The organism is Candidatus Clostridium helianthi (genome assembly GCF_045310795.1).
Taxonomy (GTDB): Bacteria; Bacillota; Clostridia; order Clostridiales; family Clostridiaceae; genus Clostridium; species Clostridium helianthi.
Genome location: NZ_JBJIAB010000016.1, coordinates 60656 through 79718, shown reverse-complemented (window position 1 = coordinate 79718; position 19063 = coordinate 60656). Strand labels below are relative to the sequence as shown.

General features: G+C 28.5%; 14 protein-coding genes, 4 tRNA genes, 1 pseudogene and 1 other annotated feature. Of the genes and pseudogenes, 13 read left to right on the top strand and 6 right to left on the bottom strand.

The window, feature by feature from the left end:
* The first annotated feature begins 253 nt into the window (after positions 1 to 253).
* Positions 254 to 1147 carry a DMT family transporter gene (locus ACJDTP_RS13680; protein ID WP_406761511.1) on the top strand — a complete coding sequence of 298 codons (894 nt, stop codon included), beginning with the start codon at positions 254 to 256 and terminating at the stop codon, positions 1145 to 1147.
* A gap of 129 nt (positions 1148 to 1276) precedes the next feature.
* Here ACJDTP_RS13680 and ACJDTP_RS13675 read toward each other — a convergent pair whose 3' ends face one another.
* Both ACJDTP_RS13675 and ACJDTP_RS13670 read right to left on the bottom strand, forming a co-directional pair.
* Positions 1277 to 1591 (bottom strand): hypothetical protein, encoded by a 315-nt coding sequence (locus tag ACJDTP_RS13675; RefSeq protein ID WP_078116606.1) that lies wholly within the window; start codon positions 1589 to 1591, stop codon positions 1277 to 1279.
* A 246-nt stretch (positions 1592 to 1837) separates the two neighbouring features.
* The gene (locus ACJDTP_RS13670; RefSeq protein ID WP_406761510.1) at positions 1838 to 2386 is read right to left on the bottom strand and encodes a hypothetical protein; all 549 of its coding nucleotides are present in this window, start codon (positions 2384 to 2386) and stop codon (positions 1838 to 1840) included.
* Between the two features lie 955 nt (positions 2387 to 3341).
* On the opposite strand from ACJDTP_RS13670, the gene ACJDTP_RS13665 reads away from it, so the two are divergent.
* The 4 genes from ACJDTP_RS13665 (at position 3342) to ACJDTP_RS13650 (ending at position 3764) form a co-directional block, all read left to right on the top strand.
* Positions 3342 to 3415 (top strand) — tRNA-Gly (locus ACJDTP_RS13665).
* Positions 3416 to 3451: 36 nt separating this feature from the next.
* Positions 3452 to 3528, top strand: a tRNA-Arg gene (locus tag ACJDTP_RS13660).
* 5 nt (positions 3529 to 3533) lie between these two features.
* Positions 3534 to 3609 (top strand) — tRNA-His (locus ACJDTP_RS13655).
* A 79-nt stretch (positions 3610 to 3688) separates the two neighbouring features.
* Positions 3689 to 3764 (top strand) — tRNA-Lys (locus tag ACJDTP_RS13650).
* Between the two features lie 140 nt (positions 3765 to 3904).
* Here ACJDTP_RS13650 and ACJDTP_RS13645 read toward each other — a convergent pair.
* The 3 genes from ACJDTP_RS13645 to ACJDTP_RS13635 all read right to left on the bottom strand — a co-directional run bounded on the left by ACJDTP_RS13645 (position 3905) and on the right by ACJDTP_RS13635 (position 8877).
* Positions 3905 to 4477 carry a sigma-70 family RNA polymerase sigma factor gene (locus ACJDTP_RS13645; RefSeq protein ID WP_103697764.1) on the bottom strand — a complete coding sequence of 191 codons (573 nt, stop codon included), beginning with the start codon at positions 4475 to 4477 and terminating at the stop codon, positions 3905 to 3907.
* A 445-nt stretch (positions 4478 to 4922) separates the two neighbouring features.
* Positions 4923 to 6134 carry a hybrid sensor histidine kinase/response regulator gene (locus ACJDTP_RS13640; RefSeq protein WP_406761509.1) on the bottom strand — a complete coding sequence of 404 codons (1212 nt, stop codon included), beginning with the start codon at positions 6132 to 6134 and terminating at the stop codon, positions 4923 to 4925.
* Complete coding sequence (locus ACJDTP_RS13635) at positions 6127 to 8877, bottom strand: ATP-binding protein (protein WP_171983669.1); 2751 nt, start codon at positions 8875 to 8877, stop codon at positions 6127 to 6129. The genes ACJDTP_RS13640 and ACJDTP_RS13635 overlap by 8 nt, the downstream gene beginning before the upstream one ends.
* An 85-nt stretch (positions 8878 to 8962) precedes the next feature.
* Here ACJDTP_RS13635 and ACJDTP_RS13630 point away from each other — a divergent pair.
* Both ACJDTP_RS13630 and ACJDTP_RS13625 read left to right on the top strand, forming a co-directional pair.
* A pseudogene (locus tag ACJDTP_RS13630) lies at positions 8963 to 9134 on the top strand (transposase); the annotation flags it as partial.
* Positions 9135 to 9369: 235 nt separating this feature from the next.
* Complete coding sequence (locus ACJDTP_RS13625) at positions 9370 to 9924, top strand: RNA 2'-phosphotransferase (protein ID WP_406761508.1); 555 nt, start codon at positions 9370 to 9372, stop codon at positions 9922 to 9924.
* Between the two features lie 508 nt (positions 9925 to 10432).
* Here the strand turns inward: ACJDTP_RS13625 and ACJDTP_RS13620 are convergent.
* Positions 10433 to 11098: a hypothetical protein gene (locus ACJDTP_RS13620; protein ID WP_078117409.1), complete on the bottom strand. Its 666-nt coding sequence runs from the start codon at positions 11096 to 11098 to the stop codon at positions 10433 to 10435.
* A 1016-nt stretch (positions 11099 to 12114) separates the two neighbouring features.
* Between ACJDTP_RS13620 and ACJDTP_RS13615 the strand changes: the two genes are divergently transcribed.
* The 6 genes from ACJDTP_RS13615 (at position 12115) to ACJDTP_RS13590 (ending at position 18930) form a co-directional block, all read left to right on the top strand.
* Complete coding sequence (locus ACJDTP_RS13615; RefSeq protein ID WP_406761507.1) at positions 12115 to 12777, top strand: PsbP-related protein; 663 nt, start codon at positions 12115 to 12117, stop codon at positions 12775 to 12777.
* Positions 12778 to 12971: 194 nt separating this feature from the next.
* Entirely contained in the window at positions 12972 to 13466 is a 495-nt protein-coding gene (locus ACJDTP_RS13610; protein WP_171780587.1) for a prolyl-tRNA synthetase associated domain-containing protein, read from the top strand.
* A gap of 20 nt (positions 13467 to 13486) precedes the next feature.
* Entirely contained in the window at positions 13487 to 13837 is a 351-nt protein-coding gene (locus tag ACJDTP_RS13605) for an SdpI family protein (protein ID WP_406761506.1), read from the top strand.
* A gap of 118 nt (positions 13838 to 13955) precedes the next feature.
* On the top strand, positions 13956 to 17066 hold the full coding sequence (locus ACJDTP_RS13600) for a sensor histidine kinase (protein ID WP_406761505.1): 3111 nt from the start codon (positions 13956 to 13958) through the stop codon (positions 17064 to 17066).
* 200 nt (positions 17067 to 17266) lie between these two features.
* Positions 17267 to 17320 (top strand) — a sequence feature (sodium ion sensor (DUF1646 type); this cis-regulatory element may regulate processes involved in with the transportation of sodium ions).
* 169 nt (positions 17321 to 17489) lie between these two features.
* Complete coding sequence (locus ACJDTP_RS13595) at positions 17490 to 18512, top strand: DUF1646 family protein (RefSeq protein ID WP_406761504.1); 1023 nt, start codon at positions 17490 to 17492, stop codon at positions 18510 to 18512.
* 169 nt (positions 18513 to 18681) lie between these two features.
* Positions 18682 to 18930, top strand: coding sequence for an AbrB/MazE/SpoVT family DNA-binding domain-containing protein (locus ACJDTP_RS13590; protein WP_078117416.1), 249 nt, complete (start codon positions 18682 to 18684; stop codon positions 18928 to 18930).
* Positions 18931 to 19063: the final 133 nt, after the last annotated feature.

Below are 19063 nucleotides of genomic sequence, written 5' to 3'. Positions count from 1 at the left end.
GATAATATATTAATTGTTTAATGCCAGAAATAATAATAAAATTATTACATATTTGTTTAATTAAATCAATATAATTGCAACTTGCTGCAATAGATAGTGCAAATCATAATATATATGTTGAAATTCATAATGCATATTTAACAATGCACAATTAGGGCTAAGATTCTTGCAATATTTTTAGAATTATGATGAAGGATTATTTTTGCAATGTATATAGATTAATTAAGAATAAATACAAAAAGGAGGAAGCATAGTGAACTTTCAGCCAAGGATAAAAGGAATAATACTGGTAATCATAGGAGCCATGTTATGGGGAATATCAGGTACTGCTGCTCAATACTTATTTCAGAAAAAAGGATTTAGTCCAGAGTGGCTTGTTGTAATACGTTTATTATCATCGGGAATAATCTTATTATTATATACTTTTATGAAAGGTGAGCAAAATATATGGGAAGTATGGAAAAGTAAGAATGATGCACTAAGTCTTATATTTTTTAGCGTTTTAGGTATGCTAGGAGTACAATATACATATTTTGCGGCAATTAAATATGGGAATGCAGCAACAGCAACAATACTTCAATATTCATCACCAGTAATAATTACTTGTTATTTAGCCATTCGTAATAAAAAAATTCCTAAGCTTAAAGAAATTATTGCTATTGGACTAGCAATGCTAGGGACATTTTTTATCATTACAAAGGGGAATATTCATAGTATATCTATTTCAAGGTTAGCATTGTTTTGGGGGATTGCATCAGCATTTGCAGCAGCCTTTTATACTTTACAACCTCGCTTGCTTCTTAGAAAATGGGGATCCATATTAGTAGTTGGGTGGGGGATGTTAACAGGAGGAATAGCCTTCAGCTTTATTGAGCAGCCATGGAATTGCACTGGAATTTGGTCTACTAATTCAATATTAGCTATTATATTTGTAGTATTATTTGGAACTTTAATTGCTTTTACTTGCTTCTTAGAAAGTTTAAATTATATAAAGCCGACAGAGTCAAGCATATTATCATCAGCTGAACCTTTATCGGCTGCTATATTGTCTGTATTATGGTTACATGAGGAGCTTGGAATATCACAATGGATTGGAACGGCATGTATTATAACTACAATTATAATTTTGTCTCGTATAAAGCAATAAAAAGTTGTTTTAATATAGAATGAAATTAGTTCAATATATCATTATATTAATACAAAATGCTTAAGTAGATTAATAGATAGCTGGATGACAATGAGTCAGCAGGTATTGATAAAATCATAAGTATACTCATTAAGAGAATTCTAAATTACCCGCAGTAACTATTATAATTATATCCCCATAATTTAGCGGTTTCATGGTATATTTGCGAGAATTAGGTTCAAAACGAATTAATTCCTGTATTAATTGAGTGCTATCAACTATAAGAAGCATGGCTCTACCAGAAGAATTATTTTGAACATTATAATCAACGCCTGCTGATAATCCTGAGTCCTTTAGAGAATAAAGACCTTGAGTTAAAGTTTTACTAGCGGCAAAAGCGTTTATTGTATTCATGCTAAACAATAAGAATAAAATAATAGAAAATGGGACAATAAATTTTTTCATTATACTCACCACCTTTCATAATTTATAGTATTTGAAAGCGGTGAAATTATATTCAAAATATATTATGGCAAGTTAAGAAAAATAGACTATTACAAAATTCTAAGAACTGATTTAGAAAATTATAGCTTGTCATACAATTGACATATTCATCTAGTATTATAAATTTATAAGATAGTTAATCATTATTTACCCCTTATTAAATAAATGATAACCAGTATTTAGAATGATCTATTACACCCTAGTAGATCATTCTTTTTTTTCGCCTTCATTGACTATGTAATTATAGTAGTGAGCTATAGCCATGTCCACTATAGTACTTACATAGGTATTTAAGTCAGGATGCCTGCTCTTTAATTCATTAACTTTTCTAACAGTAGAAGATCTAAGCATATAAGTTCGTTTAATATCTAGGAATTCACCATCAATAGGTGGAGCCATGCCATTTGCTACTGAAATTTTTCTATTATCTGCAAAAATATTAGAATTAGATGTTTTAACATTTTGGGTAGATGCTGCTTCATCATCAAATGAGATGATTAGAGTAGGATTATTAGATTCAATAGACGATATATTATTACTGTTATAACTACAATTATTATTATTATTATTATTATTATTATTATTACTGCTGTTATTGGACATAGCAGTATTTTTTTCATCTTCATCATCATCAAATGAAAAAGATGAAATACACTTGCCAGAAATGACTGGTTCAGGTGTAAAACCAATTATTTCTTCATTCTCATCTGGTGCAAAATCATTTTTTGGTAGTTCATTTTGTTTTCTTTTACTCATAAGTGTTCTCCTTTAATAAATTTTATAAAAATTTTTATACATTTTTTCTATGAATGATCAAAGAAAAGAAATGCATGCTTCTAAATATAAAAGATTAAATGAAAGAGCTCTGTTAATCAGATGCAAAATTTGGATCTTACTTTTTGCAGGATAACTTTTTTGAAGAGATCTTTTGAATTTTCATTTATCTCACTTAGGATATATGCAGAAATAGAGAATATTCTAATATTCTCTAGAATATTACCATATAAGAATATATATTCTTCAGAATATGCTTGAAAAATGTGGCTTAAGGAGAGGTTAGTATTTAAATTAAAAACTTTTAGGGAGTGTAATATATGATTGAATTTTTTAGAAGGTAATAAAAAATATTTAAGGCAATAACAAATTAATATGAAATAATTATCTATGAAAATAAATTTGGGAGGGGAGTAAATGAAAAAAGTATTAGTTGAACCATTTAGAATTTGGTTAGATAGTGGTACTGTAATTAGATACAGTTTATCGGGATAATACTCTGTAACTATAAATATATATAGCACATATGTTAACATTTTTATTTTATGGTTTAATTTAATAAGACATGGAATAAAAAATAAGAGGCTAATAAATAATTGAGAGTGAATTCTAATTTAATATTAAAATTTAGTTAAATAAAATAATTAAGTTTTAATATTAGATTATTTATTAAGCAGTTTGCTTACTAAAATTTGAAATATAAACTTATTATTGAAAAGCATTATACTCAAAGTGATATAAATTTAAATATATTTATAAATTTATATTAATGCAGTAAATAAAAAAGTCAAAGCCTGTGATACTGCTAGGTGAGAGATATCTAAATAAGGTGAAATTGCGGTAAAAAATACAATATTCAGCACTTTATTTGAAAAAAATTAAATTTTTGTGTTGACAACCTATAATATGTAACATATAATAAACAAGCAGATTAGTTGCGGGTATCGTATATCGGTAATACTCCAGCCTTCCAAGCTGGAAAGGTGGGTTCGATTCCCACTACCCGCTCCAAAAAAATTAAAGAGTTTGCAACATAATAAATAATATGCGTTTTTAGCTCAGCTGGATAGAGCAACGCCCTTCTAAGGCGTGGGCCAGGGGTTCGAATCCCTTAAAACGCACCATAATGGTGAACGTAGTTCAGTTGGTAGAGCGCCAGTTTGTGGCACTGGTTGTCGTGGGTTCGAGTCCCATCGTTCACCCCATGTAAAAATATTAGTAGGCTGCAAGGAAATCGATTTAGCTTAATTATTTGCAAAAGCATCCTATCATAATTATTATTTTGGTTCACTAGCTCAGTCGGTAGAGCACATGACTTTTAATCATGGTGTCCCGGGTTCGATTCCCGGGTGAGCCACCAATTTGTTTAACCTAAAGTAGAAAAGTATAGTTATAAATATACTTTTTTACTTTAGGCTTTTTTATTCTTTAGGAATTTATATTCCAGTAAAATAAAAATAACAGCACCAAGGTAAATGTTAACCTTGATGCTGTTAGATTTTAATAATATACTGGGATGCTATTAAATATTTTTCTTAAAATAGTTTTCTTTTTCAAAACGGCTGTAGAGTAGCACATATCTTTAAAATAGGCATATTCCTTAACAGTATGATTCTTATAAAATACAAAATTTATAAGTTCAATTTCTTCTTCATTTAAAGTTTTAAGAGCTGACTTTAAATCTTCATAATCACAGACTTCACATAATGAAGCCTCGATAGATATTTCTTGTGAGGGGATATCTTCTTCAAAGTTATCATGAAAACTTAAAACATCATTACTGTCAGTGGAACTTCTAAAATTCATTTTCCTAATTAAATCATTTACATTATTCTTTATTGCATTAGTAGCATAAGCAACAAACCTGTGCTTCTCCAAATTGTACATGGAAACAGATTTAAAAAGTGATTTATAACATTCCTGCTGAATATCATAAATGCTGTATCCATCAACAAAAGTTTTCTTTGAGATATTATAGATTAAAGGCTTAAACTCATCAGCTAATTTTTCTTTTGCGACTTCATCATTATTTTTACATCTTCTCACCAGATTTTCAATATAATCAAAATTCATATGAACCTCCTTCCTCGTTTAATGGCTGCAAACTAAATTGATTAATTTACATATGTTGTGTTTAGTGTTAAGTTAATTTCTAAATGTAGATATACGGTAGAGAATGTATGCTTTATATAAAAATAGAAAATAATTTATATTAATTTATTGAAGAGTAACCTAAAGTAATATGTTTACTACATATAGAAGTTTTTTGATTTACTCATCTAAATATAATAATGCGTTTATGGAGAGTTTTGTAATATGAATAATTACATGAATGGCTAAAAAAATAGAAGGGTAAGTATTCTTGCAGAGTAATAATTTATTTATAGCAAAAAATAAAAAATGGTCTGGATAATTGGCATACAGAAAAATAGGTAAAATTAAATTTAAAAACCTGCTGATAAAAGTATTTACCTTTATCAGCAGGTTTCAATTTAAAGAGAAGTTTCATAAAAATACATTACAAATAGATATCAGAAAATTCTATCTTGGTATTTTGCACAAGGCGATTATCCAATAAATTTACTGGTTCTTTATCCATATAATCCTCAATTATAGCTTCACTAGGAAGTAAAATAGTAAAAGCGCTTCCTTTGCCCAACTCACTTTTAACAGATATGCTGCCTCCCAGTGATTCAACAAACTTCTTTACCAGCGACAGACCAATGCCTGCGCCTTCTGCCTGTCTTGATAGAGAGCTGTCTACCTGTCCAAATCTTTCAAAGATAATGTTCGCCTTATCTTCTGGTATGCCTATTCCTTTATCTTTAACTTCAATACATATCTTATCGTTTATAGAACTTAAAGTTACAATAATAGGCTTGCCTTCAGGAGTAAATTTAGTGGCATTAGAAAGAAGATTTAGAAGTATTCTTTCATATTTCTCATCATCAATTCCTATAATTTTCTTTTCAATTAGAGGTACAAATGTTACATCAATGGACTTTAGAGCTACATATGTATATATTGACTCTATGATAGACCTTGTCAAAAACACAATATCTACATTCTTTTTATTAATTTTAATTCGTCCTGCATTCACTCTTGTGATATCTAGTAAATTATTAACAAGCCTTAGCTGTCTAAAGGTATTTTGTCTTATCATACGTAAGTACTTTTTTGCTTTATCTGACAATTCATTGGAACAAATATAGTTCATGGCTTGAATTGCTGAGCTAATAACATTGAGAGGAGTTCTAAATTCGTGTGATATTAGGGACAGAAACTCGTCCTTCATTTCTAATGTTCTTTCAAGCTCGAGGTTTTTCTTTTTAAGTTCATCTTTTGTTTTTTCTAATGAAATATGTGTTTTTACTCTAGAAACTAATTCTTTTCTATTAAATGGCTTTGTTACATAGTCTACAGCTCCTAAATCAAAGGCCTTTACAATGTCATCTTTTTCATCTTTCACAGTTAGAAATATTATGGGTATATCTTTATACTTTGAACTTTTTTTTAGGGTACTGCACACCTCAAAACCATCAATTTCTGGCATATCAACATCCAGCAAAATAAGTTTTGGAATGTTTTCTTCAAGAAATTTATATGCCTCAGTGGCATTCATTGCAATACCTAGTTCATATCCGTTTTCAGACATAATTGTAGCTACTACTTGTATATTATTTGGATTATCATCTACTATCAATATCAAGTCGCTATTAATGTTACTCATACAGTCCATCCTCCAAGGTTAGTCTTTTTATTTTACTTAAGCTTGATTTAATTTTAATTATATTGTAACTTTCTGCACTTTTAATCAATTCCTCACCCTCATCAGATATAGACTTCAAATCATGCTGTTCCCCAAATGAAATTAATATTTGGGCTAAATCTTTTACATTACCTATAATCATTGAGTTTTCTAATTTTTTTATTAATGGTGTAACTTTATTCTTCAAATCAATAAGTTTATCAGACTCAATTGTAATTGATATCGTGTTTTCACTGTTGGTTTTAATGGAAACATGAATATCTTTTTCAGACTTATTTCTAATATACTTAGATATTTTACTAAATATCCTGTCAGCGCTAACAGGCTTGATCAAATAATCATCGAATTTACATCCATTAGGTACGTCTTGTGCGGTAGATGCACTTAGGGCAATAATTGGAATGCAACAAAATTCTGGATTTTCTTTAAGTTTTGATGATAATTGAGTACCGTCCATTTCTGGCATAATTAAGTCTATAATTGCCAAGTCTGGTTTGCCTTGCTCAAATATTTTTATTGCTTCAAAGCCGTTTTCGGCAGTTATAACTTTAAGACCAGCCTTTGAAAGCAATTCCTCCAATAAAAAGCGGTTAGTTTCTATGTCATCTACAACAAGTATTTTTTCATTAGAAAAGTTGTACTTATTAAAATAAGCAGTACTTGTATCTTCAGGAAGTTCTTCAGTCGCAGCTATTGGAACATTATAAAATTCAACATAGAAAGTGCTTCCTTTTCCTTCAGTGCTTTCAACAAAGATTTTCCCCTGCATCATTTCTGTAAGCTTTTTAGTAATGGAGAGCCCAAGACCTGTGCCGCCAAATTTCTTTATGCTTTGTCCTGATGCTTGTTTGAAAGCATCAAATATTTTCTCTCTTTCACATTCAGCAATACCAATGCCTGTATCCTCAATCGAAATTCTAAAGTCCACACTACTCTTGTTTTTGGAAGTAGTTCCTTTTAGTGAAAGCTTCACATATCCATTATCAGTAAACTTTACAGCGTTTCCTACTAGGTTTAATAGTATCTGTCTAACTCTCACTTCATCAAGAAGAATACTCTCGTCAAAGTCCTCCTGAATATCGAGTAAAAATTCAATATTTTTACTCTTAGCCTTTTCTCTAAATATGTTTTTAATTTCTCTAAAGATATTGCTAAGCTTTAGAGGCTTGTACTGCAGCTCTATTCTCCCAGCCTCTATCTTTGATAGATCGAGAATATCGTTAATTATAGTGAGCAGACTGTTTCCTGCAACATTTATAGTCTCAATATAACTTTTGTGCTTTTCATCCTTTATTGTATTTTTCAGCAACTCACTAAAACCAATAACAGCATTTAATGGAGTACGAATTTCATGGCTCATATTGGCAAGAAACTCGCTTTTAGCCTCATTAGCTTTTTCTGCTTCTATTTTTGCGTACTTAAGTTCTGTATTTGTTTTTTCTAATTTCCTAGTTCTTTCTTCAACTTTTTCTTCAAGATTGTCTATAAGGATATGTAATTCTTCTGCCATCTTATTAAAAGCACTAGATAACTTTCCAATTTCATCGTTTTTAAAGATTTTTGCTCTTTGATGCAAGTCTCCTTTTGAAAATTTTTCCGAAATATTTATCAAATGATTAATTGGCCTTAGTATAACCTCAGTGCTCTTTAAATAAATAATCAAAGATAGAAGAAGTGCAATAATTGAGAAAAATATTGCAGTCTGAATATTGTTATTTATTTCAGATGTAAACAGACTTTCAGGTATAGCTGTTATAATTAGCCAATCTAAACCTTCTCTCTTGTACTCAGTTAGCTTCACATGAAATTTATCTCCACCTGATTTTATGACGAAGTTAGTGTTTGATGTCTTATTATAATTTTCATAAGCTTCAGCAATAGGTTTGTTTTCGGTTTCATCGATTTTGATTCTTCTTATATCGCTTCCTGAAATAGTTTCAAAGTTAGGCTTATAAAGAGAATTAGCCACTAAAGCCCCTGAGTTTTTTTCAATAATATAGGCAATTCCGTTATTATCTTTAACAATATCCTTCAAGTATTGGTTTAGACTGGAAAGAATTATATGAGTACCCAATACGCCTTGAAGAACTCCGCCTTTACCATAAATAGGATAAGCTGCAGAAAGCGCCAAATCATCCTTTACAAAGTGCTTATAAAGAGGTGAAAATATAGGCATCTTTTTTTCTTTTGCAATTTCATACCAGTCTCTTGTACGAGGGTCAAAAGCTCCGAAATCTTCTACAAAATTCCCTTCATGCAAATCATTAGTTACAGAATAGTAAAGAGAATGTCCATTTGTTTGTGGAGTACTCCTATATATCTCTATGTTGTTATCTTTATTTCGTCGAGCGCCATAATAACTGCCATCTTCCATTCCGTAACTAAAGCTATAAATTTCTTCTCTGCTTGATTTCACTACTCCAGCAAAGAATGCATCACGTTTTTCTTTATTAGACATATCTATGGTATCATTTTCAATTAAATTATGATTTAGTTCATTTGTATTCAACGGAATTCCAACAAGTGCCTCAATTTTATTTAATATATTATTGCTAGCTTCATTCTCCAATTTTTTTATAATATTATCTGACGAGGTTTTCCAATTAGAAAATATAATGTAGCCTACAGTAGTAAGTGTACCTACCATAAGTATAATAAATAATGCACTGATTGTAATTTTAATAGAACTTTGTTTTTTAGTCATTTTTTGTACTCAGTTTCTAGTAAAATAAAAAGAAAAAGTCATAAAATATTTTGTCTAGACATATAAGTACTACTTAAAGCTTTCATTTGCCAAATTAATGCAAGAGACATTAGTTGCCCTATCATTATACATGATGAAATTTGGAACTGGCAAACGTACAGGAATTTCATTTACAGGATTCTAAGACTTTAAATGTATGTCATAATAGAAGAATACATTCTCATAAAGTTTTTCAAGTAATTTCAGAGTATGGTAAAATATAAGTTAATTGGTTTTTAGGTTGAATTATTAAAGAAGTAGTTAAAATTAGTTAGTATATATGTCAATTATTAATAATAAATTCTAGTTTGTTTAATAGATTCATAATAAATCAAAAATCTCTTTTAATAGTTACGCGAGATAATATTTGTTTATTTGTCTAAAATGGAGTTTGTAATAAAAGTATATATATTTATATAAGCTAATAGAGTATAGAAAATGAGGTGTTAAGCGATGATAAGTAATGAAGATATGAGAATTAGTAAATTTATAAGCCTTATACTCAGGCATAAACCAGAAGAAATTGGATTAACTTTAGATGAATATGGATATATTAGTACTTCTGATTTAATTAATGGACTAAATAAAAAAGAATATAGGGTAACAATTTCAGATATTGAAAGAATTGTTGCAGAAGATGGTAAACAAAGATATTCATTTAATAATGATAAAACTAAAATTAAAGCAAATCAGGGCCATTCAATAAAAGTTAATCTTGAATTGCAAGCTGTTGAGCCACCTGAAGTATTATATCATGGAACTTCAACCAGGTTTATGGATAGCATATGCAGAGAAGGTATTAAAAAACAGAATAGACAATACGTTCACTTATCAGCTGATATAGAAACAGCCACAAAAGTAGGTAAAAGACATGGAGAATTAGTTATATTTAAAATTAACAGTGAGCAGATGAATAAAGATGGATATAATTTCTTCCTATCTGAAAACAAAGTGTGGTTAACTGATTATGTTCCAGTAAAATATTTTGAGATTTTTAGAACTAATTAGATTTCGCAATATAAAGCTAAATCAGCATATTTTGAAAATTATAATCTTCATAGGAAGATTTTTTGAGATAATAAAATATTTAGAGCTAATTTTAATATTAGAAAGCTTAATTTATATATAACTTTATTGAATCTAATAAATTAATATTATCTCCAATTTGGGTATTTTGATGGTTTCTTAAATCTATGTAATTCCATAAATGACCAGAGTTGGCTACCACAAATCATAAACAATAACTAAAGTTAAAGAAAATTTAAATTTAACTATATAAAAGCAGATCACAAAATGGTACAAGTCACCCAGATTATCTTAGAATCAGAGCATTATATGATAGAAATGGAAATCAAATTTCTGATGATACTTATGGTATGTTCATAGATTGCAGGATAAGATATAATTCTTGTGATACTCCTGTTTATGAAAATTGGAATTAACAAGATATTGTATTAATTTAAAATAGAGGACTGTAGTAGGCTTGCTATTATGCAAATCTTACTACAGTCCTTCTTTATTGTTCTGTAATTTCTTTCATATAATCTATTCCAACGATAGTATTATTCTTGGAATTTGGGGTGAAACCAGAATTATGAGATTCGTCATAATCGTATGCTAGACCTAATACAAAATTACCTTGATTAGAGGAGTAAACTATATGAGTTTTTCCAGTGGAATTATCATATTTATTTCTTATTTCTTTTATATCATTAGGCAACACGCTTTTAGCAAGTCTTATTGCATTTTCATAAGTTATTTTTGTTGGATTTACTTCACTTGCATAGGTATAGTCAGTTAATATATCTTTGTATTTTTTATTATCTACATTAGGTATTCCAGCTTCACTGCCAACAAAGCTATTTTCAGTTTCATAGTAAGTAAGAGAAGAATTAGTTTTATCATAATTCAGTTTAGATTTATCCACTTCTTTATATCTCTTATCTATTTCAGTATTATCTCTTTCTTCGTTTTCTTCAAAAATTGCCTGATCTCTTGGAGAGTTTCCGCGAGTTTCAGAATTATCATTTTTATCTGTATCTTTACTTGATTCTTCAGTTTTATGTTCAGCTGTAGTTTGGTTTTTATCAGCATTTTCATTTTTACCTATTGAGTTGCAGCCGATAGCTGTAAAAGATACTATAATTAATGTTGCTAGTGTTATGTAATTAAGTTTTTTCAATATATGTCCTCCTTATATAGCTTTAAAAAATAGTAATAAGAGATTCAAATATTAATAGTCAAGCATTTAACTTTATATTAAAGCTTTATCATGTTAAGCTTTAAAGTAAAAATTTGTATAACAAAATGTTAACATATAATAATAATTGAAACAAGGATAGAAAGAGGTACTTATGGAGGTAGATTTCAAGATTTCAAATGATGATCTGCTAGATTTTCATATCAAACATATTCATGAAACGAAAGTTTACAAACAACAAATACGTCTTTATACTATATATTATTTTAATAATAGAAATAGGTGTAATACTAGTATTTAGAAGTACTTTGTATGTTATAGCAGGATTAATTACTTGCGGCATATTTTTACTTTTTAGAAAAAGAATCTTTAAATTTAGGTTAAGGAAAAAAGTTTTTAGAATATATGATTCTGATAAATACAGAAATTTATTTGAAGCAAAACATTTAAGCTTTATGGATGACGGAATAAAGATCCAGACCAAATTTGCTGAAACAATTTATAATTGGAGTTCTATTAATGGCTTGTATTTAATAGAACAATATATTTTTATAACAACGGTAGACAGAGAAAATATACTAATTCCTATATTTTCTTTTAATCCTCTAGAAGATAAAGATTTATCCTATAGAGTACATTTTAATTTGAAGTAGTTTTTATATAATTATGCTCTAACGGATATTTTAAGTGATAATTCTGTATTATTTGCTTTTACTAAAATTTATGATAATTCAATATTATCTTTATTTAGAGAAACTTTGAGATTATCAAATAAATTTTAACATTTTATTAAACTCAATAACTAACAACTACTATTTAATTCTATTACTTGGAATATTTGACAAAGGACAAAAGTAAGATAAAATTATATATGAGTTCTAAAAATTTATCAATCAAAGTTAAATCTTTAAAGCGGAAGTATGAAAAGGAATAACTTTAATGATTAGAAAGTTTATTAAATGGAACTTATATATTATAAGAACTTAGGGGGAATAATAATGGTAAAATTAAAAAAATTAATAGCAGGGTCACTAATAGCGGTTTCAGTGTTAGCTATAACTCCGATAAGCGCAAGCGCAGAATGGAAGAGTAATAGTACTGGATGGTGGTACACAGAAGGTGATTCATATGCTACAGGTTGGAAAAAGATAGAAGGAAAATGGTATTATTTTTATGCTAGTGGTTATATGGCTAAAAACACAGTTATTGATGGATATGTTTTAAGTAATAATGGGGATTGGACAGGTCTAGAAACTAAATCTGATAAGATTTCAGTTTCATATCCTTCAAATTGGACTAAAACGACTTTAAAAGGAGCTGATATTTACTATCTAGATAATCAGGGGACTAATGTGAACTTGGTTATAGATGGCATGGAGGGATATTCAGAAGAGGTTTATTTTAATTCAGCAGAAACTTATATAAAAAATCGCTCAGATATAAATAATTTACAAATTAAAGAGCGTAAATTTAATAATAATAATGTGTTAACGCTAAATTATTCTTATAATTTTAAGGGAATGGATGTACAAGTAGAACAAGCAATAATTTGTAACAGTAACAAAGCATATTTATTTACACTTATGCAACGTGGAAAAATATCAGATGAAAATATGACATCTTTTGAAAGTATGTTAAATACAATAAAATTTGCATATTAGTGCTTTGAGTTAGAGATTGATCTTTAGTGAGGGAGGATATGCTTTAATTTATCTTACCTTCCTAAAGATAGTACATATAATTAATGAATAATAGAAGATTAGTTTGAAATAAATACGGAAATAATTTTGAAGGTTAAAAAATATGCTGCAGTTATAAGAGAACGTGTATATAGTCTTATAGAAAAGGAGAAAAAATGAGTATTACAAACGAGCAGAAAGTATATGAAATATTAGATTTATTATGTATTAAGTACACTAAATATGAGCATAATCCAATATATACAGTTGAAGAAGCCAAAAATTTAGATATAGATATTCCAGGAGGTCATTGTAAAAATCTTTTTATTAGGAATAGAAAAGGAGATACCCATTACTTAGTTGTTTTAGATGAAAATAAGAGAGTTGATTTAAAGGCTTTAGATAAGCAAATTGGCAGTACTCGGTTATCATTTGCATCAGAAGAACGTTTATATAAATATTTAAAGCTAACACCAGGATCCGTTACTCCTTTTGGATTAATAAACGATTCTAATAGAGAAGTTATAGTATTAATAGATAAAGATTTAGCTAATCAGGATATTGTTAATTTTCATCCTAATGTAAATACAGCGACCATAGGAATTTCTTATAAAGATTTTGAAAAATTTATTTTGTGGCGTAAAAATAAATTTAAATATATAGAGATATAGCTTAAATGGAGGGAAGTTTTATGGAGATATTAGGTAACTTAGGACCAAGCATAGTATTTCTTGGTGTTGGAATTATATTAAAATTGTGGCCTCCCAAAGAGGTAAATAATTTTTATGGATATAGAACTTCTTTTTCAAAGAAAAACAATGATGTATGGAAAGAAGCAAATAGCTATAGTGGAACAATGATGATATTAGGCGCAGTTATATCAATAATTTTTTCCATCACGATAACTTTTTTATATGGGAATAATCCAGGAAGATCAAATATAACATGTGTTATGGGATCTTTAATAATTGTTTTAATATCAATATTTTATACAGAGATCCATTTAAGAAAAGTATTTGATAAAGACGGTAAACGTAAATAAGAGTAATAATTCTACTTTTTAAGTAGTTTTGTAGAAAAATATGTCATATTATGCTAAAATATCCCTATGCGAATATTATAACTAATGATAATTGTTATTAGCAATGGGGGTGTCATAGATGAAAGAAGAAAAGCTTAATGAATATATGAAAAGTTCAATTTTTCTAGTTATAGAAAATGATTTGATTGTTGATGTTAGTACACAGTTTATAGAATTAACAGAGTATAGGTATGAGGAATTATTAAATAGTAGCATAATTAATGTATTTGAAAAATTAAGGGTTGGTCCAAACATTAATACTAGCGATATTGATGAGAAGATCAACTATTTTTTGTTCACGAAATCTTTAGGAGTTAAATTTGTTAATATAAAAGTAATATGTGAGAAAGAAAAAGATATATATATCTTTAGTGAAAAAATGAATTCTAATATTGAAATTAAACATTCATTTTTAAATGAATTAATTTTAAATAATTATTATGGAGTAGGAGTATATAGTCTTCCAGATATGACGCTTCTTAAAACTAATGAGAAGTATGTGAGTTTTATGGATGAGCCTTTTAATAAAATAGAAAATTGTATAGGAAAACATATATCAGAATTCACGACAGGCTTTAAGGGGAGTGCATATGAAAGGCTATGGGATAATTTACTTAGAACAAGGTGTGCATGCAACATAGATGAATATGAGTATGACGGTTTTAGTAGGGGAATTACCTATTGGAGAATATCATTAATACCTATTTTTGAAGATGGTGAAATGAAATATTGCGTTGTAATGCTTACAGAAATAACTGAACAGGTCGTTCATAGAAAAAAAATTGAGGAACAGGCAGAAATAATTAAACAGCAGAATTATACGTTAAAACGACAGGCAGACATGTTGAACTTATCAAGAGAAGCTATTTTCGCTTGGAAATTAAATGGAATTATTACTTATTGGAATAAAGGTGCAGAGCTTATGTATGGCTATACCAGTGATGAGGCTGTTGGCTGCATAAGTCATGATTTATTAAAAACTGTTCATTCAGTAGATATAAAAACTATTAAGGAGAGTATGCTAGAGGACGGGGTATGGAGCGGTGAAATAGAGCATACTAAAAAAGATGGAACAAAACTTATCATTGAAACAAGTCATCAAATTTTTGTCGATGAATATGGACAGTTAGTAGTACTTGAAACTAATCGTGATATAACCGAAAGGAAGAGGTTAGAAGAGGAAATTAAGCATCAAAAAGCTGAATTAGATGAGATTATACAAAGTATAGATGATGCTTTGGTTATTTATGATAGTAATAAAAATTGTTATTTAACTAATAAATCTGCTGAAGAATATTTTAAGATTACTAATCTTAGAAAAATTAGTAATCCCAATCATTATAAGTTTTATAATTTAAATGGAGGCGAGATTCCTAAAGAAGAAATGACTATTTCAAAAGTATTTAGGGGAGAAGTAGTTATAAATGATAGAATGACTCTAAAAAATGCGACTAAAACAAAACATATTAGTTTAAATGGAAGACCTATTTATGATAGCAATGGAAATATAAAATTTGCAGTTATTTGCAGTCGCGATATTACACATGATATTGAAGCGCAGATGCTTATAGAACAACAAAATAAAAAGCTTGAAGCAATTATTAGCAGTGCATCGGATGGAATGTTTTTGTTTAATCCAGACAAAAGTGTAACTTTATTAAATAAAGAATCAGAAAAATTTATATATGATATCAATGGATATAAAAGCGTGGGCGATACGTGCAAAGATACTAAATACTATGATAAAGATGGAAATCTGCTTGAAGTAAATGATCTACCGGGTGTTAGGTTAATGAATGGTGAGAGTATTAAAAACTTCTTTATTACAGCTAAAAGACCAGATAAAACTATTCATTATAGTGTAAGCGCTTGCCCGATATATGACGATAGGAAAAATTTAATTACAAAGCTGGTTTCTGCTCATGATATTACGGAGCGTTTCAATAATGAAAGAAAAATATTAGAGCAAAAAGAGCAGTTACAGGCAATTCTTGATAATATGCAAGATTCGATTTATGTTTTTAATAAAGATGGCGAAATTTTCTTGAAAAATAAGATGGCACAAAAAAGAATGAGCTATTATTGGGATTATAATCATCCAAATGATACAAACAAAAAGTTTTTAGATTTAGATGGATATGAGATTATGGCAGAAGATATACCACATTGTAAGATTATACGTGGAGAATACGTTAAAGAATACTTTATGAAGATAAAAATAGGGGAGTGTGAACAATATGTTTCCGTGAGTGGAACTCCTGTTTTTGATAAAGAAGGAAACTTTGCTTATGGAATTATTAATAGCAGAGATATAACAGATTTTATGGAAAATCAGAAAGTTTTAGAAAAAATTCAAATCAAGCTTTTGGAAGCTGAACGAGAAAAAAATGAGACTCTTGAAAAAGCATTAGAAATGAAAGATGAGTTTTTATCACTTATATCTCATGAGTTTAGAACACCTCTTAATGTTATAAATTCTGCTATTCAAGCAATAGATTATTTTTGTAGTGAAGAACTATCGGACAGGCTCAAAAAGTACTTAGGGATGATAAGATTAAATTCATTTAGGCAGCTAAGACTAGTAAATAATATATTGGACATTACTAGAGCTAATGCAGGAAGAATAAAAGTTAATAAAAGCAACATAGATATAATATTTATGACTAAGGCTATTGTTGATTCGGTATATACTTATGCTAGTCAAAAGAGTATTGATATAATATTTTCAGCATCCGTTAAACAAAAGATTGTTGGAATAGATGATGAAAAGTATGAAAGAATATTACTTAATCTATTATCAAATGCCATTAAATTTACTCCAGAAGGAAAATCAATAAGTGTAAAAATTCTCTCAAGAAGAGATGGGATTTGCATTGAAGTTAAGGATAAAGGTATAGGAATACCTCAGGATAAAGCTGATATAATTTTTGAAAGGTTTGGTCAGGTTGATAGTTCTTTATCAAGACAAGCAGAAGGAACTGGAATAGGTTTATCTTTAGTGAAGAAATTTGTTGAAGCAATTGGCGGAACCATATCTCTTAAAAGTAAGGTTGGAAGAGGAAGTACTTTCTCAATATTTCTTCCTAGTGAAAGCATAGTTCAAGAGAAAGGTGAAAGAGAAGTGGTAGAGTTCTCAGGAAATCGTCTAATACAAACTACACATGTAGAATTTTCAGATATTTATTTATAGAAAATTACCGTAGATCTTTTATTAAATCCACGCTTTTTAAATGCAATTGGTGAAAATATTAAGTCATTAAAAATCACTTATGCAGCACTGTAAGCATGATTTTTATATTTTTGTGAATAAATTAGGATTATATATTTTATTTGAAGTTTTATAAAATATATGCTATAATTTTGGAAGATTTAATAGAATATTTTTTTATCGGTTGGACAAGTTTGCACTTGATTCCAAGAAGTTTGTTTCCAGGGTGGGAAACTCTTATTTGAGTTTCCTGCTTTTTTTATACCACTATATCTATCTAAAGTGCTAAATTAAAATGGTAAGATTAACTTAATATCATTTGTAAATTTATTAACTAGGGTAAAAATCTAACAGGAATTAAGCAGCAATCAAGTTCATTTTATAACGGAAGGGCAGTGTTAGAATTTGTTTTATGTATTAATATTATTATTGACAGTGACATTTGTATTACCAATAGCATCAAAGAAAGTTGAAAATAATCTTGAAATATTTTTATTTATAGTAGGAGTATTATCGTGCATAACTTCAGGAGCTATAAATAAAGAATTATTTTTAGGAATTATTCAAAATAAATTTATGTATACAATAGCCGTTGCAGTACTAATTGGTGGATTTATATTTAAGGCTCTATCAACTCACATAAAAGGAGCACTTACGTATATTCTTAAATACGTACCATTAAAACTTTTTATATTTTTGTTAATAGTTATTATTGGGTTTTTATCAAGCATAATAACTGCCATTATTGCAGCTTTGCTTTTAGTAGAAATAGTTAGCATACTACCGATAAGCCGAAAAAACAAAATTAATATTGATGTGGTTGCATGTTTTTCAATTGGGATTGGAGCGGTATTAACACCTATAGGAGAGCCATTGTCTACAATGATTGTTTCAAAACTTAATGTGGGCTTTTGGTACCTCTTGGATAAGTATGGAATTTATATAATACCTGCTATATTTATTCTTGGAATTATTGGTACATTTTATGGTATTCAAGAAAAAATAGAATCAAATAATACAGGAGAAATTATTATAGAAGAAACTAACAGGGAAATATTCATAAGAGCGCTTAAAATTATTTTATTTATTATAGCTCTAGAATTACTTGGAGAAGGATTTAAGATATTAATTGATACTTATGTAATAAATCTTCATATTGGCTATTTATATTGGTTTAATATGTCATCAGCTGTTCTTGATAATGCAACATTAGCAGCTGCTGAAGTAAGTGTGAAAATGTCAGAGGCACAAGTTAAAGCTGTGTTAATGGGGTTACTTATTAGTGGAGGAATGATGATTCCAGGGAATATTCCTAATATCATTTCGGCCGGTAAATTAAAAATTAACAGCAAGGAATGGATGAAGCTAGGAATTCCACTTGGGATGACTATCATGATAGTTTATTATATTATTCTATTTAAAATATAGAATTTTTTGAAAAATGTAAAAATATTTTAAATCTATCAATAACGCTGATAATAAGAATTTGAAGCTAAAAAATGGTATTAATTTGCCATAATTTGAAAAAATGAGACTGTAAATAATTTCCGAAATATATTATAGTAGAATTATAATATGTTAAGGGGGAATGTTGATAATGAGAGCAACAGGAATGGTAAGGAAAGTCGATGAACTCGGAAGAGTAGTAATTCCAAAGGAAACAAGGCAATTACTTTCAATTAATGAAAAGGACTCTTTGGAGATTTTTGAAGAAGAAAAGAAAATAATATTAAAAAAATATACTCCTGGATGTATTTTTTGTGGCAATATAAAAAGTGTTACCAAATTTAAAGAAGTTGCTATCTGCGAAGAATGTATAAAAGAATTAAAGAAATTAAATACATAAGAAAATTCAATTACATTTTATGAAGTTTTAAGAAAATTATTAATGATGTAATTCTATTTAATCAAGGCTTAGATTTTTTAGTATAAAACAAAAATCTAAGCTTTAATTTTAATACCATCTATTGATTATAAAC